Source organism: Streptomyces sp. NPDC023573, from assembly GCF_055559735.1.
On sequence record NZ_JBVHKB010000001.1, the window covers coordinates 155,442 to 169,940 of the forward strand.

Below are 14,499 nucleotides of genomic sequence, written 5' to 3' on the forward strand. Positions count from 1 at the left end.
GTGCTCAGTCACGGGTGAAGGCCAGCACCACGTTGTGCCCGCCGAAGCCGAAGGACGTCGACAGAGCCGCGGTGGCGGCGGCCTCGCGTGGTGCGCTGGTCACCAGGTCGAGTCCGATGCCGTCCCCGGTCTCCTCCAGATTGCGTACCGGCGGCACCAGCGATTCCTTGAGCGCGAGCACCGTGAGGATCGCCTCCACCGCACCCGAGGCGCCCAGCAGGTGGCCCGTGGAGGACTTCGGGGCCGTGACCACCGGGTGATCGCCCACGGCGGCCCTCACGGCCCGGGACTCGGCGACATCGCCCTGGGGCGTGCCTGTCGCGTGTGCGTTGACGTGGCCGATGTCGCCGCCGGTCAGTCCCGCGTCGCGCAGCGCCTCGCCGATCGCCCGTGCCTGGCCGGCCGCGTCGGGCAGCGTGATGTCGTGGGCGTCGGACGTGACCCCCGCCCCGGCCAGCGCCGCGTGGACGCGGGCGCCCCGCGCGCGTGCGAAGTCGCCCCGTTCCAGCACGACCATGCGCGCGCCCTCGGACATGACGAAGCCGTCCCGCCGCCGGTCGAACGGCCTGGACGCCCGGTCCGGTGCGTCGTTGCGCAACGACAGGGCGCGCATCTGTGCGAACGCGCCGAGTGAGAGCGGATGGATGCAGGCGTCCGTGCCCCCGGCCACCACCACATCGGCGCGGCCGGCTCGGATCAGCAGGGCGGCCACCGCGATCGCCTCGGCGCCCGAGGCGCAGGCGCTGGTCGGGGCGTGGGTGCCGGCCCGTGCTCCGAGCAGCAGGCTGACCACCGCCGAAGCGCCGTTGGGCATCAGCCGGGGAACGGTGTACGGGGAAACGGCACGCTGTCCGCGCTCCCCCATGCGGTCGTGCTGCTCCAGTATGGTCAGCGCGCCCCCGATCCCGGTGCCCACCACGACGGCCAGCCGTTCGGGTTCGACCTCCGGCGGCCCCGCGTCGGACCACGCCTCCCTGGCCGCGACCAGCGCCGCCGCCTGGCTCCGGTCCAGCCGGCGGCGCTGTACCCGGTCCACCTCGGCGTACGGGTCCTGGAGCATCCCGCCGGCGATGTGCACCGGCAGCCGCGTGACCCAGGGGGCGATGATCGGCGAGATGCCGGAGCGGCCCGCCAGCAGTCCGTCCCAGGTGCCCGGGACGTCGGCGCCGAGCGGGGTGGTGGCTCCCATGCCCGTCACCAGCACGTCGTTTCCCGCCCGGCCTCGGGGCCGCGCGGATTCACCGACCGTACGCGGCACGGCCGGCCCCCTTGCCGGAGCCGCGGGCCGACCACGCGCACGCGCTCAGCCCGGCCGCGGTGAGCCTCACCACGGCGAGCATCAGGTCGCGACTGCCGGCCACCTGGGCCGGGTTGTCGTGGACGTCCGACCGCCCGGACCCCCCGCCGTGAAATGCATTCGCTTCCACCGTCACACACATACCATCTCTCCATTCCTTTGCACCGCGCATGGCTTGAAAATGCCGTAGCCTCCGGACGGGCGCACGGAATGCCACACGGGCACGGCCGAGTTAGCGGGCTACGGATTCCTCTCCCCGCCACTGCGACCCAATCTAAGCGCAGCCACCTCCTGGCCACCTCGGCTATTCTGTCGAATTATCGCCTCCCCCTTTCAGCGGATTCTCCTCCATCAGGGGGGCGCAAGGGGCGCAGTCGACATCCCCGGAAGGCGCCCTACTTACTCTGCGCGTACAGTATGCCGAGCTCAGCACCATGATCAAATTCTTTCTGACTTGTCGTACAATGCCTTCGATTATTGCTTATTGCCACAACACTCAGGAATGCTGCATAGTGAAGAAAGAGGCTGCAGAGAACAGTTTTCCAACGCTGACCCCCGGACTCCGGTGCACTTCAAAAATAAATCAATGCACAGTAGGGGCGAGGGCAGCTCACGGATGACTTTCCCGTTCTCCTGCAAAATCCGGAAAGGGAGATTCGTGCCGCACACCAAAAGGCCTCAGACGTCCTCGGACGAGGAACAGGTTCACGTAGTCCGCTGGCCCCTCGAAGCGTCGAAGCTGGAACACTTCCGGCACAAGGGCGCCCTCCGTCTCCTCGTGATCGAGAACGGGGCGACACCGCCCGTGTCGACGGACGTACGGGAGGACTGGGTCCGATCGCCGATCACCCGCGAGGACTTCGCCGCACGGGTCTCGGCCCTGCGCGCCAGGGCCTCGTCGCACGATGTGCCGGCGCTGGACCACGACGGTCTGCTCAGGTACTGCAGCCGGGTGGTGCCGGTGTCCCCGACGGAGATGTACCTGCTGCGGCCGCTGGTGCAGCGTTTCGGAAGCCTGGTGGGCCGTGACGAGCTGCTCACGCTGCTGAGCACCCGGGGCAGCACCGCGAGCCGGAACGCGCTGGACCTGCACGTGATGAGGATCCGGCGCCGTGTCCTGCCGCTGGGTCTGCGGGTCCGCACCGCCAGCCGGCGCGGTTATCTGCTGGAGGCGCTGGGCTGACCACGGAGCCCCCGCCGGACGTCGGTCCGGCAGGGGCTCCCCGGGCGGGTGAGGGCGTCCGCGCTCAGTCCGCTCCGGTCCCCTGCGGGCCGGTGCAGGCGCAGAGCGCGGGCGCCAGCCCCGTCCGGTGTGCGTAGATCACCGCGTGCACCCGGTTGCGCAGGTGCAGCTTGTCGAGCAGGTTCTGCACATGTGACTTCACCGTGCTCTCGCTCACCACGAGTTCGGCGGACATCTCGGCGTTGCTGAGGCCGCGGGCGAGCAGCTGCAGCACCTCGTGTTCCCGGCGCGTCAGCAGCCCGGCGCGTGCGCGGTCCGCGTCCGGCCTCGGCCGGGGGGCGGCCGGGAACCACGGCTGCCCGCCGCCCGCGCCGTGCCGGAGGCCGGCCGCCGCGTAGACGGCGTACCCCGCCGCGACCATGTGGACGGCGGAGACCAGCTGCTCCGGCGTGGCGCTGCTGAGGACGACGCCCTTGGCGCCGGCCCGCAACGCCTCCCGCGCGGTGGGGTCGGTGCCCTGGGCCGTCAGCAGGACGGCCGGCATGGTGTCCCCGCACCGTGCGGCCAGCGCGGCGACCATGCCGACGATGTCGAGGCCGGGGGACTGCGCGTCGGCGAGCACCACCGCGGGGCTGAGCCGGAGCACCTCGCGCTCGGCGGCCGCGGCGTCGGAGGCCTCCCCGACCACCTCGACGGTTCCGTCCTGGTCGAGGATGGCGCGGATACCGGTCCGGGTGATGGCTCGGTCGTCGACGAGCAGGACGCGGACGGATGCGGTGATCGGTCTCTCCTTTCCTCTGGAGCGTGGGAACACTCCGGGGTGATCCGGGCCTCGGCCCGGGGCGGGCCGTCGAGGGGCCGGGGGTCAGGCCCGGGCGTTCCCGGTGCCGGAAATCGTCATGGCGGCGTCTTTTCCGGCGGCCCGTTCCGTTTTCGGGCGCCTCGGTGTCGTGAGCACCGCGACAGCGCCGACGGCGATGAGGCACGCGCCGGTCCACAGGGCGGGGATCATGCCGTCGGTGAAGCTGCTCGCCGTCGCGAGGTCACCGTGCGCGGTGAACACGGAGGCGAGCACGGCGACTCCGAGGACACCGCCCAGCTCCCGCAGCGAGTTGACCGCGCCCGAGGCCATCCCCCGGTCCTGGGCGTCGACCGAGCTCATCACCAGGTTCGCGGTCGGGGAGAAGTAGAAGGTCATGCCGAGCCCGCACAGGACCAGGGCCGGCACCAGGGAGACGTAGTCGACGTCCGGTGAGACCCGGGCGGCGATCCAGCCCAGCCCGCAGGCCTGGAAGGTCAGGCCGATCGCCACGATGGTCCGGCTGCCGATCCGGTCGGAGAGGAATCCCACGATCGGGGCGACGAAGATCGGCACCGCCGTCCAGGGCAGGATGCGCAGGCCGGCCTCCATCGGGGAGTAGCCGCGCGGGCCTTGGAAGAACTGGGTGAGGAGGAAGACCGACCCGAACATGCCCGCGAACATCAGCAGCCCCGCGGCGTTCATGCCGCTGAAGGTGCGGTGGCGGAACAGCCGCATCGGGAACATGGGCATGGCGGTGCGGAGTTCCCAGGCGACGAACGCGGCCACGACCAGGGCGCCACCGGCCAGTGCGGTCAGGACGTGGGGACTGGTCCAGCCGTCCGTGGGGCCCTGGATGAGGCCGAAGACGATGCCGAACAGGCCGGCGCCGGCCAGTACGGTCCCGACCAGGTCGAACCGGGAGTTGGGGCCGCGGCTCTCGGCGAGCTTCCACCGGCCGAGCGGCAGCAGGACGAGGCCGATGGGCACATTGATCCAGAAGATCCACTGCCAGGTGAGGTGCTCCACCATCACCCCGCCGACGAGCGGCCCCATCGCGATGGCCAGGCCCTCGACGGCGCTCAGCGCCCCGAGGACGGCGCCGCGGCGGGCGGGCGGAGCGACCGCCGTGAGCAGGGTCAGGTTGAGGGGCATCAGCGCGGCGGCGCCGAGGCCCTGCAACGCCCGGGCCGCGATGAGCGCGCCGATGCCGGGGGCTAGCGCCGCCGCGGCCGACGCGGCGGTGAAGACGCCCAGGCCCACCACGAACATCCGCCGCCGCCCGAACCGGTCGCCCAGCGCCGCACCGGGGAGCATGAGGACGGCGTAGGTGAGTGTGTAGGCGTTGACGGTCCACTCGAGTTGCTGGATGTCGCCGCCGAGGCTCTCGCGGATCGCGGGCAGGGCGGTGATGACGACCAGATTGTCGAGGGAGACCATGGCCACGCCGAGGCCACAGCAGAGGAACGTCCACAGGACGCTCCGCTTGGAGACATGCATGATTGCCTTTTCCTGGAGGGTGTCGCCGCGGCCGGACACCGGCGGCGGCCTCGCGGAAGCCCGCGGGGCCGCCGCCGGTGAGGCGTGCGCGGCCGCGTTCAGCGCGCGCCGGACCGGCGCATGAGGCGGAGCATCGGCGGCACCAGGGCCGCCAGTTCGAACGGCCGTCGCAGGCGGGTCAGCCAGCGCTCACCGAGCGGCCGGGCCATCTGGTGCACGTCCAGGCTGATCTCCTGACGCACCCGCTTCCCCGCGAGGACGCGTACGGCCATGTGGGAGCTGAGCACCCCGAACGCGGTGGCGGTGTACGCGACCTGAGGGAAGCTGTAGTCCGTGCGCAGGTGGTTCGCCCGGATCTCCGCCAGCATCTCCCCCGGCACCCGGCGCAGCGGCACCGCGCGGCGCAGGAGTTCCCAGGTGTCCACCCGCTCGATGTCGGCGAGGGTGATGGCGCCGGCGAAGGGCTTCCGGACGCGCCGGTAGTCGTAACAGCGCACGTACTGGGTTCCGGCCATGTCCCAGCCGGTGATGAGGGGGAGCTTCCGCTGGACCGCCACGCGGTGCAGGAGGTGCTTCGCGTGCCATCCGTCGGGGGTGGTGACGTCCACCCCGTCGATGATGATCTGACAGTGCGCGGTGAGCCGCTGCACCGTCGCCTCGGTCACCCCCTCGGTGAACACGCTCACCCGGGCGTGCGGGTTGATCGACATGATGCGTTCCGCCGCGCCGGCGGCCTTGTTCTGCTCGATGTCGGCGGCGACCGCGCTCTGGCGGTTGAGGTTGTTCAGTTCGAACGTTCCGGGGTCCGCCACCAGGAAGCGCTGTGCCCCGAGCCGGGTCAGCGGTTCCACGGCGGCGCCTCCGATCGACCCGCAGCCCGCCACCAGGATCGTGGCGTTGCGCAGGGCCAGCTGTTCGCCGGCGGAGACGACGCCCGCGTTGCGGGTGACCAGCTCGTCGTAGAAGACGCGGTGCGGTCCCGACTCCCCGCTGCCCGCCGGTGGCAGGCCCATGCTCTCCGGGGTCATACGGCACCTCCTCGCTGGCGGGGGATCAGGGAGCCGCCCGCCGCCTGCCTGCGTCCGGCGAGCCGGGCGACCATCTCGTGGTACGAGGTCAGGTCGCTGCTGCCGTCCATGTACGAGCGGACGACGTCGCGGTACCAGGGCAGGTCCTGGGGCACCGGTGCCACGAAGGGCTTGGCGAGGACGCCCTGGTGGTAGATGGGCGCCAGCGGGTCCGACGAGGGCAGGCTCGGGGAGGTGTCCTCGACGACATGGAGGTCGAAGCCGGCCAGCCGCAGATGGCGCAGGGCCACGTGTTCCTTGGCGTCGCCGAGCACGAGGCGGATCGAGTCGTCCAGCTGGATCATCGCCTCGCCCACGCCGAGCATGAGGTGCCACGGCACCCGGTCGTGCTGGATGCCGAGCGGCATCGACTGGTCACGCAGGAAGCGCTTGAGCTCGAAGACCTGGTGAGTGCCCAGACCCAGGCGCGCGTACTGTCCCAGCAGGTCGATGCCGTGGGCGGCCTCGGTCGGGAACAGGGCGCGCCGGGGGGAGTCGAGCGGCAGGCTCACGGGGTCGGCCGAGCAGCTCAGTCCGACGTAGCCGCGGATCCTTCCGGTGCGCGAGCAGAGGGTGACCGTGTGGAGGCTCTCCATCTGGCCCGGACGGGGCAGCGGTTCGTGGTACGCCGCCGTCCGGTAGACGAGGTCGGCCGAGATCCAGCTCAGCCGCAGGTACTGGGCCAGCCGGAAGCCGAGGATGCCCCTGAGGTACCGGGCGGGGATCTGGCTGTCCCGTGCGGTGAGGGTGATCAGCCCGCTGTGCACGTCCTCCGCGTGGTAGAGCGGGGTTCCGTCGATCTCCGCCGGCAACTGCCGGTAGCTGAGGCGTTCGTGCAGTTCGATGATGTCGGCGACGTAGCGCAGGGCGCGGGAGCCCGCCGGGTCGGCGGAGGTCGGGATGGTGGTGCGGGCGGGCCCGTCACCGCCCGCGAGGGGGGAGGCGGTGTTCATTCGGCGTCGTCCTCGGCGTAGAGGCTCTCGGTGATCGTGAGCGCCAGGACCTCGGGGGTGCCTTCGTACACGCGGGTCCCGTAGGCGTCGCGGAGCATCTTCTCCACGCCGTACGACCGGAGGTATCCTCGCGCGCCGACGAGGGAGAGAGCGGCGTCGGCCACGTCGATGGCGGCCCGGTCGGCGAAGAGTTTGGCGACCGCCGGTTCGTAGGCGGGTGGGGGCAGTTGGGTGTCCACGGTGTTCGCCGCGTGCAGGTACAGCAGGCGGGCGGCGTCCACCTGGGCGCTCATGGCGGCCAGCTTCGCGGCGGTGAACTGGTGCCGGTGCAGGAGTTGACCGCCCTGGACGCGTTCACCGGCCCAGGCGACGGCCTGTTCCAGGGCGCCGCGAGCCACACCGGTGGAGATGCCGGCGACGGCGGCGCGGGCCATGTTGCTCTGGGCCATGTTGATGGGCATGCCCTCGCCCTCGCCGCCGATCATGTTCTCGGCGGGCACCCGGACCTCGTCGAACTCCAACTCGCTGCCCAGGCAGGCGCGGTAGCCCATCTTGTCGGCGACCGGGCCGCGCACGACTCCGGGGAGGTTCAGGGGCACGATGAAGGAGGTGAGGCCGGTGGCTCCGGGGCTGCCCTCCATGTTCGCGAACACCGAGGCGAAGGCGGCGAAGCGGGCGTTGGTGATGAACCGCTTCCTGCCGGTGAGCACGTACGTGTCGCCGTCCCGCCGGGCCGTCATGACGTTGCGTGCGTGCTGTGCGTTGGCGGGGATGATCAGGTCGCACCCGGCGTCCTCCTCCGTCACCGCGTTGCACGCGAGCACCGGCTCGTCACCGGAGAAGAGCGGGAGGTAGCGCGCCTGGAGGCGGGGGTCGCCGGAGAGCAGGAGCGGGGCCTGGCCGAGCATGGTGGCCCCGAAGACGAGCGCGGTGCCGGGGCACACGGCGGCCACTTCCTCCAGGGCGGTGGCGACTCCCAGCATGCCGAGCCCGAGCCCGCCGTAGTCGGTGGGGACGGCGGCCCGGGTCAGACCGATCTCGTGGCCGCGGCGCACCACGTCCCAGTCGAAGTCCTCGGCCGGCGCCTGGTCGAGCTGTCCGACCAGGGGCTTCACGGTCTCCTGCGCGAACCGCCGCGCGTCGTCCTTGAGCTGCCGCACATCCGGGGGCAGCACGTCGAAGTTGAGCTCTGGGGAGAGTCCTGCCGGTACGTCGATGGTCATGGGTTTCGTGGCTCCTCGTTCACAGGTGTCGTCGGGGGCGGTCGGGGGATGCACGCGGTGGGTCAGGCGCCGACGCCCGCTTCCGCGGCGATCGTCGGGTAGCTGTCGAAGGCGGGCTGGAGCATCGGCACCAGCTCCAGCACCTTGGCGATGCGGCCGCGGATCCGGACCTTGCCGGTGGCGATGGCGGCGGGCACCAGCAGCCGGCCCGACCACAGGGCGTGCGCGGTGTCGCAGGACATCTTGAGAGTGATCGCGGCCTTGAACGGCACGTCGTCCCCGGAGACGACGCCCTCGGACGAGACGAAGATCCGGCAGTCGGGCTTGCTGTGCACCAGCTGCACCGACAGGGCTTCCTTGCGCGCCTTCTCCACGAACTGCTCGTCCTCCAGCAGTACGCCGAAAAGCCGGCCGAAGACTTCGGAGGCCATTTCGCTGGACGTAAAAACGGTCATGCTGCCCCTTCGCGATTTCAGTGGTCCGGCACCCGGCCGCAATGAATGAACACATCGCCTGGCCGCTTCTTCAGTTCATCGAGTGCCGATGTCCGCACGTTATGACACCTTCCGGAGACCTTCGCCCGCATCGACAGGTAGCCGAAAAAAGTCTGAAAGAAATTGGTAAGCAGCCACTCCGTAAGCCTGTGACCAGCAGCGATCTACCGCAACCAGTCCCGCCTCCCGTATACAAAGCACGTTGACAGCGCGTGAGAACACTCCCCATGAATGCGACGCGAAAGAAAATCGAAGGCCATGGATCCCACCACGAAAGAGTGATTAGGGAAATGAGGTCTTGCGTATGACGATTCTGTGTTGCGTCATGGATATGCCGTCGCGGCGACGCACAGATGAGTAACCCCGAACATGGAAGAAGGAGGTGAAGAAGAATGCGCAGGATCGAGATGAAGCACCGGATCGCCATCCGGGCCGACCGTCCCAAGGCCGGTGAGGGTTCCACCTGGAACTGGACGTGGGCCTACCGCCAGGCGTGACCGCGCGCGTGGGGCCGGGTACCCCCTTGCCCGGCCCCACGCGTACGTCCGGTTCTTCCCCCCGCTTCCCCCACTTCCCCTTGCAGGAGTCACCGTGCGTCTACGTCGTTCTCGCTGTCTGACCTGCTACTGGCACGACAGCGCCTTCGTCGTCCACCCCCACCCGCACGGCACCCCCACGGCACTGCACCCGGCCGCAGCGGAGATCCTTGCGGCGTTCGAGGAGTGGAGCACTCCCGACGAGGCCGCCGGACACCTCGGCCACCTGACCCCGGACACCGTCGAGGACGCCGTCGAGGCGCTGGTGCGGAGCGGAGCCCTGCTGGCCCACGGCAGCGCGGCCGCGCAGCTCGACGAGCGGATCGCCGGACAGTGGGGCGCGTGGATGCCCGAGGCGTCGTTCTTCCACTACGCCACCCAGGACGTGTACGACTCCCCCCAGGCCGTGGCCCCCTCCGGGGAGGCACGGGAGGCGGGCGCCCCGGGGCCGCCCCCGCCCGGACCGGGGCGGGAGCCGCTGCCTCCGCTGTTCACCGGGTATCCGGAGGCTCCCCGGCTCCTGCTGCCCCGCGGGCCGGCCGGGCTCGGGGCCCCGTACGAACAGGTTCTGTACAACCGCCGCACCCACCGCGACTTCACCGGTGCGCCGGTGTCGCTGGAGACACTGGCCACCTTGCTGGCCACGGTCTTCGGCCCGGTCGACTTCATCGACTGCGGGCGGGGCGCCCTGTACCGGCGGACCAGCCCGCAGGGCGGCTCCCGGCAGGAGATCGACGCGTACGTCGGCGTCCTGGGCGTCAGCGGCCTGGCCCCCGGCTGGTACCACTACAACGGCTTGCAGCACGCGCTCGAGCTGCTCTCCGAGGGCCTCACGCCCGCGGAAGCCGCCCGCCTCTGCGCCGACCAGTCGTGGGCCGCGCGCCCCGCCTTCCTCGTCGTTCTCGCCGCGCGTCTGGAGCGGATGAGCGCGAAGTACCCGACGCCCCGCGCCTACCGGGTCTGTCTCCTCGACGCGGGACACCTGGGGCAGACCTTCGCGCTGACCGCTACGGCCCTCGGGCTCGGCCCCGCCCAGACGGGCGCCTTCAGGGACTCCGCGGTCGCCGGCCGCTGCGGCCTGGACAACACCGGCCACACCCCGCTGTACGTACTGGCCGCCGGGCATCCCGCTCCGGCACCCCAGGACGCTCCCCCAACGGCCGGTGTTCCGGCCTTCGACGCCACCGCGCTGATCGACGGGTAACGCCGACGGGGCGCCGCGCCTTCGGCTCAGCCGCGTTCCAGGAAGGGCTCCAGCAGCCCCGGCACGGCGTCGGCGGCGAAGGCGAGACATTCCGAGGGGTCGGTGTCGTGCGCCGTGTAGGCGCCGCCTCCGGCGGCCGTCGTGGCGGTGACGCTCAACAGCCCGGCGCGACGCTGGAAGACGGACTGCTTCACCGTCCAGCCGATCACTCCGGACCGCTGCAGGGCCGCGGTGGACCGCCGGACCGTGCCGGAGCGGGTCACCAGGTAGTCACCGCTCAGCGTGTGCCCCAGCGAGCGGTACGCGTCGACGGCCAGGAGCACGGCGACGGGCACCGCCACCACCGCGCTGCCGAGCGCGGTCCAGAGCAGCACGGGCGTCAGCAGGACACCCAGCAGCACCTGGACCAGCACGGGCGCCAGGGCCACCACCAGGGCGCGGCGCAGCCGTCGCCCACGGGCCGCCCGTGGATGCGCCGTGAGCGGTGCGCCGGTCGGGGTGGCCTGCTCGCGCAGCACCTCCGCGACGATGGTGTCCGCCAGCGCGCGGGGCGCCGCCGGCAGCAGTGTGTTGTGGTCGGCGCTGCGCGACTCCTCGTCCCTGCTCAGGCCCGTGGCGATCGCGTCGACCCGGGCGGCACCCGCGAGCCTCACACCGAGGGGTTCCACCAGGTCCACCCCGCGCAGTCGCCGTTCCTCGACGGACAGGGAACGCGACGTGAAGAGTCCGCGCCGCACGCGCAGGGTGCCGCCCGGCTCGCGCTCCAGGCGGTAGCTCCACCAGCTCTCGACCCACAGCCCGAGTGCCCCGGCCACACCGGCTGCCAGGGCCGTCACGACCAGGACGGCGATCATCCAGAGCAGCGGGGTGTCCCGGAAGCGGTCGGCGATCCAGTGGATCACCTCGGTCTGCGCCCCCACCCAGTCGCTGATCTGCATCACCCCGCCGGCGGCGGCGCCGCCGAGCAGGGGCGTGGCGAAGGAGACGGGCGCGTAGCGGATCCACCGGAGGTCGAGCCTGGCCAGTTCACCGTCCCGGTGCGGCACGGAGAGGTCAGGGGCGGCGCGGTCGAGGAGGTCACGGCGCAGCCGCTCGCCCTCGGCGCGGGCGACGGGGTCCAGCGTGAGCGTGGAGTCGCCTCCCGCTTGCTCCCCGGTGCCGATGCGGACCGAGACAAGACCCAGGATGCGCAGCAGCGGATGGGCGGTGAGGTCGACGCTGCGGATCCGCTCCCGGGCCAGCGAGCGGCGCTTGAGCAGGAGGAGCCCGGTGTGCAGATCGACGCGCTCGGTGCCGACGCGGTACCGGGTGCGCCGCCACCGTGCGTAGTCTCCGGCGGCGGCGCAGCCGATCAGCAGGGCGGCTCCCGCCAGGGCCCAGCCGATGGCCGCCGCGTATCCGAGACGGCCGGACAGCGCGACCGTGACCGGTACGGCCGCGCCCGCCGCGACTCCCGCCGTGACCAGCGCGGTGACCAGGACCGTGCGGTGATGGAGCCGCCGCCAGCCGACGCTGTCGACGGCCGTGCTCATGTGGCGTCCCCGGGAGTGGCCTGGGTGATGCGGGTCAGCCGCTCCACGAGTTCGGTGGCGACCTCATGGGTCAGCCCCTCGATCTCCACGGCGCCCTTGGCGGACGCGGTGGTGACGGTGACAGTCGCCAGCCCGAAGAGCTGTTCCAGCGGGCCCCGCACGGTGTCCACGGTCTGGATGCGGGACATCGGGGCGATCCGCCACTCCCGCAGGAGCGCCCCGGTGCTCACGTAGACCGCATCGTCGGTGACCTCCCAACGGTGGGTGCGGAACCACCAGAGGGGGAAGAGGACGGCGCACAGCAGACCGACGGCGCCGAGCACGACGGCGGGCGTCAGCAGCCAGAGTCTGGCGGGCCCGATGAACGCGCCCAGGATGCCGAGGACCGCGACCGGGGCCGCGGTCAACAGCAGCCACTGTGTCCGCCACCAGCCGACGGCCCGGCGGTCGGGCGCGTTGCGCGGCGGCCTGAGCCGTATCGTCCCCTCCCCCGTGGTCATCGCTCAGCGGCCCCGCAGCGAGCGGTACGTCGAGACGAGCGCGGCGGTGGAGCTGTCCAGCTGTTCGCCGCCGGTGCCCTCGGTGAGGACCGGTTCGATCTTCTTGGCCAGGACCTTTCCGAGCTCGACGCCCCACTGGTCGAAGGAGTCGATGTTCCAGACGGCGCCCTGGACGAAGACCTTGTGCTCGTACAGCGCGATCAGCTGGCCGAGCACCGACGGGGTGAGACGGTCCGCGAGGATCGTGGTCGTCGGGTGGTTGCCGCGGAACGTCTTGTGCGGCACGAGCTCCTCGGGCACGCCCTCCGCGCGGACCTCCTCCGGCGTCTTGCCGAAGGCGAGCGCCTGGGTCTGCGCGAAGAAGTTGGCCATCAGCAGGTCGTGCTGGGCGATCAGCCCGGGCAGCAGGTCGTGGACCGGTGCGGCGAAGCCGATGAAGTCGGCCGGGATGATCTTGGTGCCCTGGTGGATCAGCTGGTAGTAGGCGTGCTGCCCGTTGGTACCGGGGGTGCCCCAGACGACCGGCCCGGTCTCCCACTCCACCGGATCGCCGTCCCGGTCCACGGACTTGCCGTTGGACTCCATGTCCAGCTGCTGCAGGTACGCCGTGAACTTGGACAGATAGTGGCTGTAGGGCAGCACCGCGTGCGACTGGGCGTCGAAGAACTGGCCGTACCAGATGCCCAGCAGGCCCAGCAGCAGCGGGGCGTTCTCCTCGGCGGGGGCGGTGCGGAAGTGCTCGTCGACGAGGTGGAAGCCGTCGAGCATCTCCCGGAACCGGTCAGGTCCGATGGCGATCATCAGCGAGAGGCCGATCGCCGAGTCGTAGGAGTACCGCCCTCCGACCCAGTCCCAGAACTCGAACATGTTGGCCGTGTCGATGCCGAAGTCCGCGACCTTCTCCGCGTTGGTCGACAGCGCCACGAAGTGCTTGGCGACGGCGTCCTGACCGGCCCTCAGCCCGGTGAGCAGCCAGTCGCGGGCGGAGGTGGCGTTGGTGATGGTCTCGATCGTCGTGAACGTCTTGGACGCGACGATGAAGAGGGTCTCGGCCGGGTCGAGGCCCTGTACCGCCTCGTGGAGGTCGGCGCCGTCGACGTTCGACACGAAGCGGACGGTGAGCGAACGGTCCGTGAAGGAGCGCAGGACCTCGTACGCCATGGCGGGGCCGAGGTCCGAGCCGCCGATACCGATGTTGACGATGTTCTTGATCGGCTTGCCCGTGTGGCCGGTCCACCCGCCCGACCGGATCCGGTCGGAGAAGGCGGCCATCCTGTCGAGGACGGCGTGCACGGCGGGCACCACGTTCTCGCCGTCGACCTCGATCACGGCGCCCCGCGGCGCGCGGAGCGCGGTGTGCAGGACGGCGCGGTCCTCCGTCGTGTTGATCTTGTCGCCGCGGAACATGGCGTCCCGCAGCCCCGCGACGTCCGTGGCGGCCGCGAGCTCGCGCAGCAGCCGCAGCGTCTCGTCGGTGACCAGGTGCTTGGAGTAGTCGATGTGGAGGTCACCGACGCGGAGGGTGTACTGCTTCCCCCGGTCCGGCGCGTCCGCGAACAGCTGCCGCAGATGTGTCCCCCCGAACTGCTCACGGTGCTTGCCGAGAGCCGTCCACTCGGACAGCTGGTTGAGCTTGGTTCGGCTTTGTGCGTTCATCCCGGAAATCGCCCACTTCTCTCGTACCTGCAACCTTCCCCGCTGCCCCTCCAACCTAATTGATCTGGAGGGCCCGGCGGGGCAACGGCGAGCTGGTGGACGGCATACCGATTCCGGCCGGGCACCCAGGGGGTGACCGGCCGGTGAACAGAAGTCTCAGATCTCGCCGCGGAGTTTCGCCAGGGCTTCGGCGAGGATCGCCTCGCCGTCGGCGTCGCTGCGCCGCTCTCGCACGTACGCCAGGTGCGTCTTGTACGGCTCGGTGCGCGGCGGGGCCGGCGGGCTGTCCCGGTCCTGCCCGGCCGGGAAGCCGCAGCGCGGGCAGTCCCAGGTCTCCGGTACCTGCGCGTCATGGGCGAAGCTCGGCTGCGTCTCGTGCCCGTTCGAGCACCAGAAGGAGATGCGGGCCCGTGGCGCGGACTCACCGCGCTCGGCCTCCCCCATCGGCCCCGCTCCGACCCGGCTTCCCCGGATCGCGTTGCCACTTGCCACGGTCGTAACTCCCTGCGTGATGGTGCTCGAAGATGCCCCAGTCTACGTAAGGCCCAACGCGCG

13 protein-coding genes are annotated in these 14,499 nt (G+C 71.1%); 2 read left to right on the top strand and 11 right to left on the bottom strand.

Annotated elements, in window-relative coordinates; all coding sequences use genetic code 11:
- Window positions 1–4: 4 nt before the first annotated feature.
- A complete protein-coding gene (locus tag ACZ32T_RS00770) occupies window positions 5–1,258 on the bottom strand; it encodes a beta-ketoacyl-[acyl-carrier-protein] synthase family protein (RefSeq protein ID WP_467364689.1) in 1,254 nt (417 codons plus the stop codon).
- A 697-nt stretch (window positions 1,259–1,955) separates the two neighbouring features.
- Here ACZ32T_RS00770 and ACZ32T_RS00775 point away from each other — a divergent pair.
- Window positions 1,956–2,480 carry a helix-turn-helix domain-containing protein gene (locus tag ACZ32T_RS00775; RefSeq protein WP_467267385.1) on the top strand — a complete coding sequence of 175 codons (525 nt, stop codon included), beginning with the start codon at window positions 1,956–1,958 and terminating at the stop codon, window positions 2,478–2,480.
- Window positions 2,481–2,544: 64 nt separating this feature from the next.
- Here ACZ32T_RS00775 and ACZ32T_RS00780 read toward each other — a convergent pair whose 3' ends face one another.
- The 6 genes from ACZ32T_RS00780 to ACZ32T_RS00805 form a co-directional block, all read right to left on the bottom strand.
- Window positions 2,545–3,294 (bottom strand): response regulator transcription factor, encoded by a 750-nt coding sequence (locus ACZ32T_RS00780; protein WP_467364691.1) that lies wholly within the window; start codon window positions 3,292–3,294, stop codon window positions 2,545–2,547.
- 51 nt (window positions 3,295–3,345) lie between these two features.
- A complete protein-coding gene (locus tag ACZ32T_RS00785) occupies window positions 3,346–4,779 on the bottom strand; it encodes an MFS transporter (RefSeq protein ID WP_467364693.1) in 1,434 nt (477 codons plus the stop codon).
- Between the two features lie 98 nt (window positions 4,780–4,877).
- The gene (locus tag ACZ32T_RS00790; protein ID WP_467364695.1) at window positions 4,878–5,807 is read right to left on the bottom strand and encodes a ThiF family adenylyltransferase; all 930 of its coding nucleotides are present in this window, start codon (window positions 5,805–5,807) and stop codon (window positions 4,878–4,880) included.
- Window positions 5,804–6,799 (bottom strand): hypothetical protein, encoded by a 996-nt coding sequence (locus ACZ32T_RS00795; protein WP_467267377.1) that lies wholly within the window; start codon window positions 6,797–6,799, stop codon window positions 5,804–5,806. Before ACZ32T_RS00795 ends, ACZ32T_RS00790 begins: the two co-directional genes overlap by 4 nt.
- Window positions 6,796–8,022, bottom strand: a complete 1,227-nt coding sequence (locus tag ACZ32T_RS00800; protein ID WP_467267375.1) for an acyl-CoA dehydrogenase family protein — start codon at window positions 8,020–8,022, stop codon at window positions 6,796–6,798. The genes ACZ32T_RS00795 and ACZ32T_RS00800 overlap by 4 nt, the downstream gene beginning before the upstream one ends.
- Before the next feature lie 62 nt (window positions 8,023–8,084).
- Window positions 8,085–8,477, bottom strand: a complete 393-nt coding sequence (locus tag ACZ32T_RS00805; protein WP_467267373.1) for a hypothetical protein — start codon at window positions 8,475–8,477, stop codon at window positions 8,085–8,087.
- Between the two features lie 630 nt (window positions 8,478–9,107).
- Here ACZ32T_RS00805 and ACZ32T_RS00810 point away from each other — a divergent pair.
- Window positions 9,108–10,256 carry a SagB/ThcOx family dehydrogenase gene (locus tag ACZ32T_RS00810; RefSeq protein ID WP_467364697.1) on the top strand — a complete coding sequence of 383 codons (1,149 nt, stop codon included), beginning with the start codon at window positions 9,108–9,110 and terminating at the stop codon, window positions 10,254–10,256.
- A 26-nt stretch (window positions 10,257–10,282) separates the two neighbouring features.
- Here ACZ32T_RS00810 and ACZ32T_RS00815 read toward each other — a convergent pair whose 3' ends face one another.
- From ACZ32T_RS00815 to ACZ32T_RS00830, 4 genes are all read right to left on the bottom strand, one after another.
- Window positions 10,283–11,788, bottom strand: a complete 1,506-nt coding sequence (locus tag ACZ32T_RS00815) for a PH domain-containing protein (protein WP_467364699.1) — start codon at window positions 11,786–11,788, stop codon at window positions 10,283–10,285.
- Entirely contained in the window at window positions 11,785–12,288 is a 504-nt protein-coding gene (locus ACZ32T_RS00820) for a PH domain-containing protein (protein ID WP_467267367.1), read from the bottom strand. The genes ACZ32T_RS00815 and ACZ32T_RS00820 overlap by 4 nt, the downstream gene beginning before the upstream one ends.
- 3 nt (window positions 12,289–12,291) lie before the next feature.
- Complete coding sequence (pgi, locus tag ACZ32T_RS00825; protein WP_467364701.1) at window positions 12,292–13,944, bottom strand: glucose-6-phosphate isomerase; 1,653 nt, start codon at window positions 13,942–13,944, stop codon at window positions 12,292–12,294.
- A 156-nt stretch (window positions 13,945–14,100) separates the two neighbouring features.
- Complete coding sequence (locus ACZ32T_RS00830; protein WP_099176117.1) at window positions 14,101–14,436, bottom strand: RNA polymerase-binding protein RbpA; 336 nt, start codon at window positions 14,434–14,436, stop codon at window positions 14,101–14,103.
- Between the last annotated feature and the right edge of the window lie 63 nt (window positions 14,437–14,499).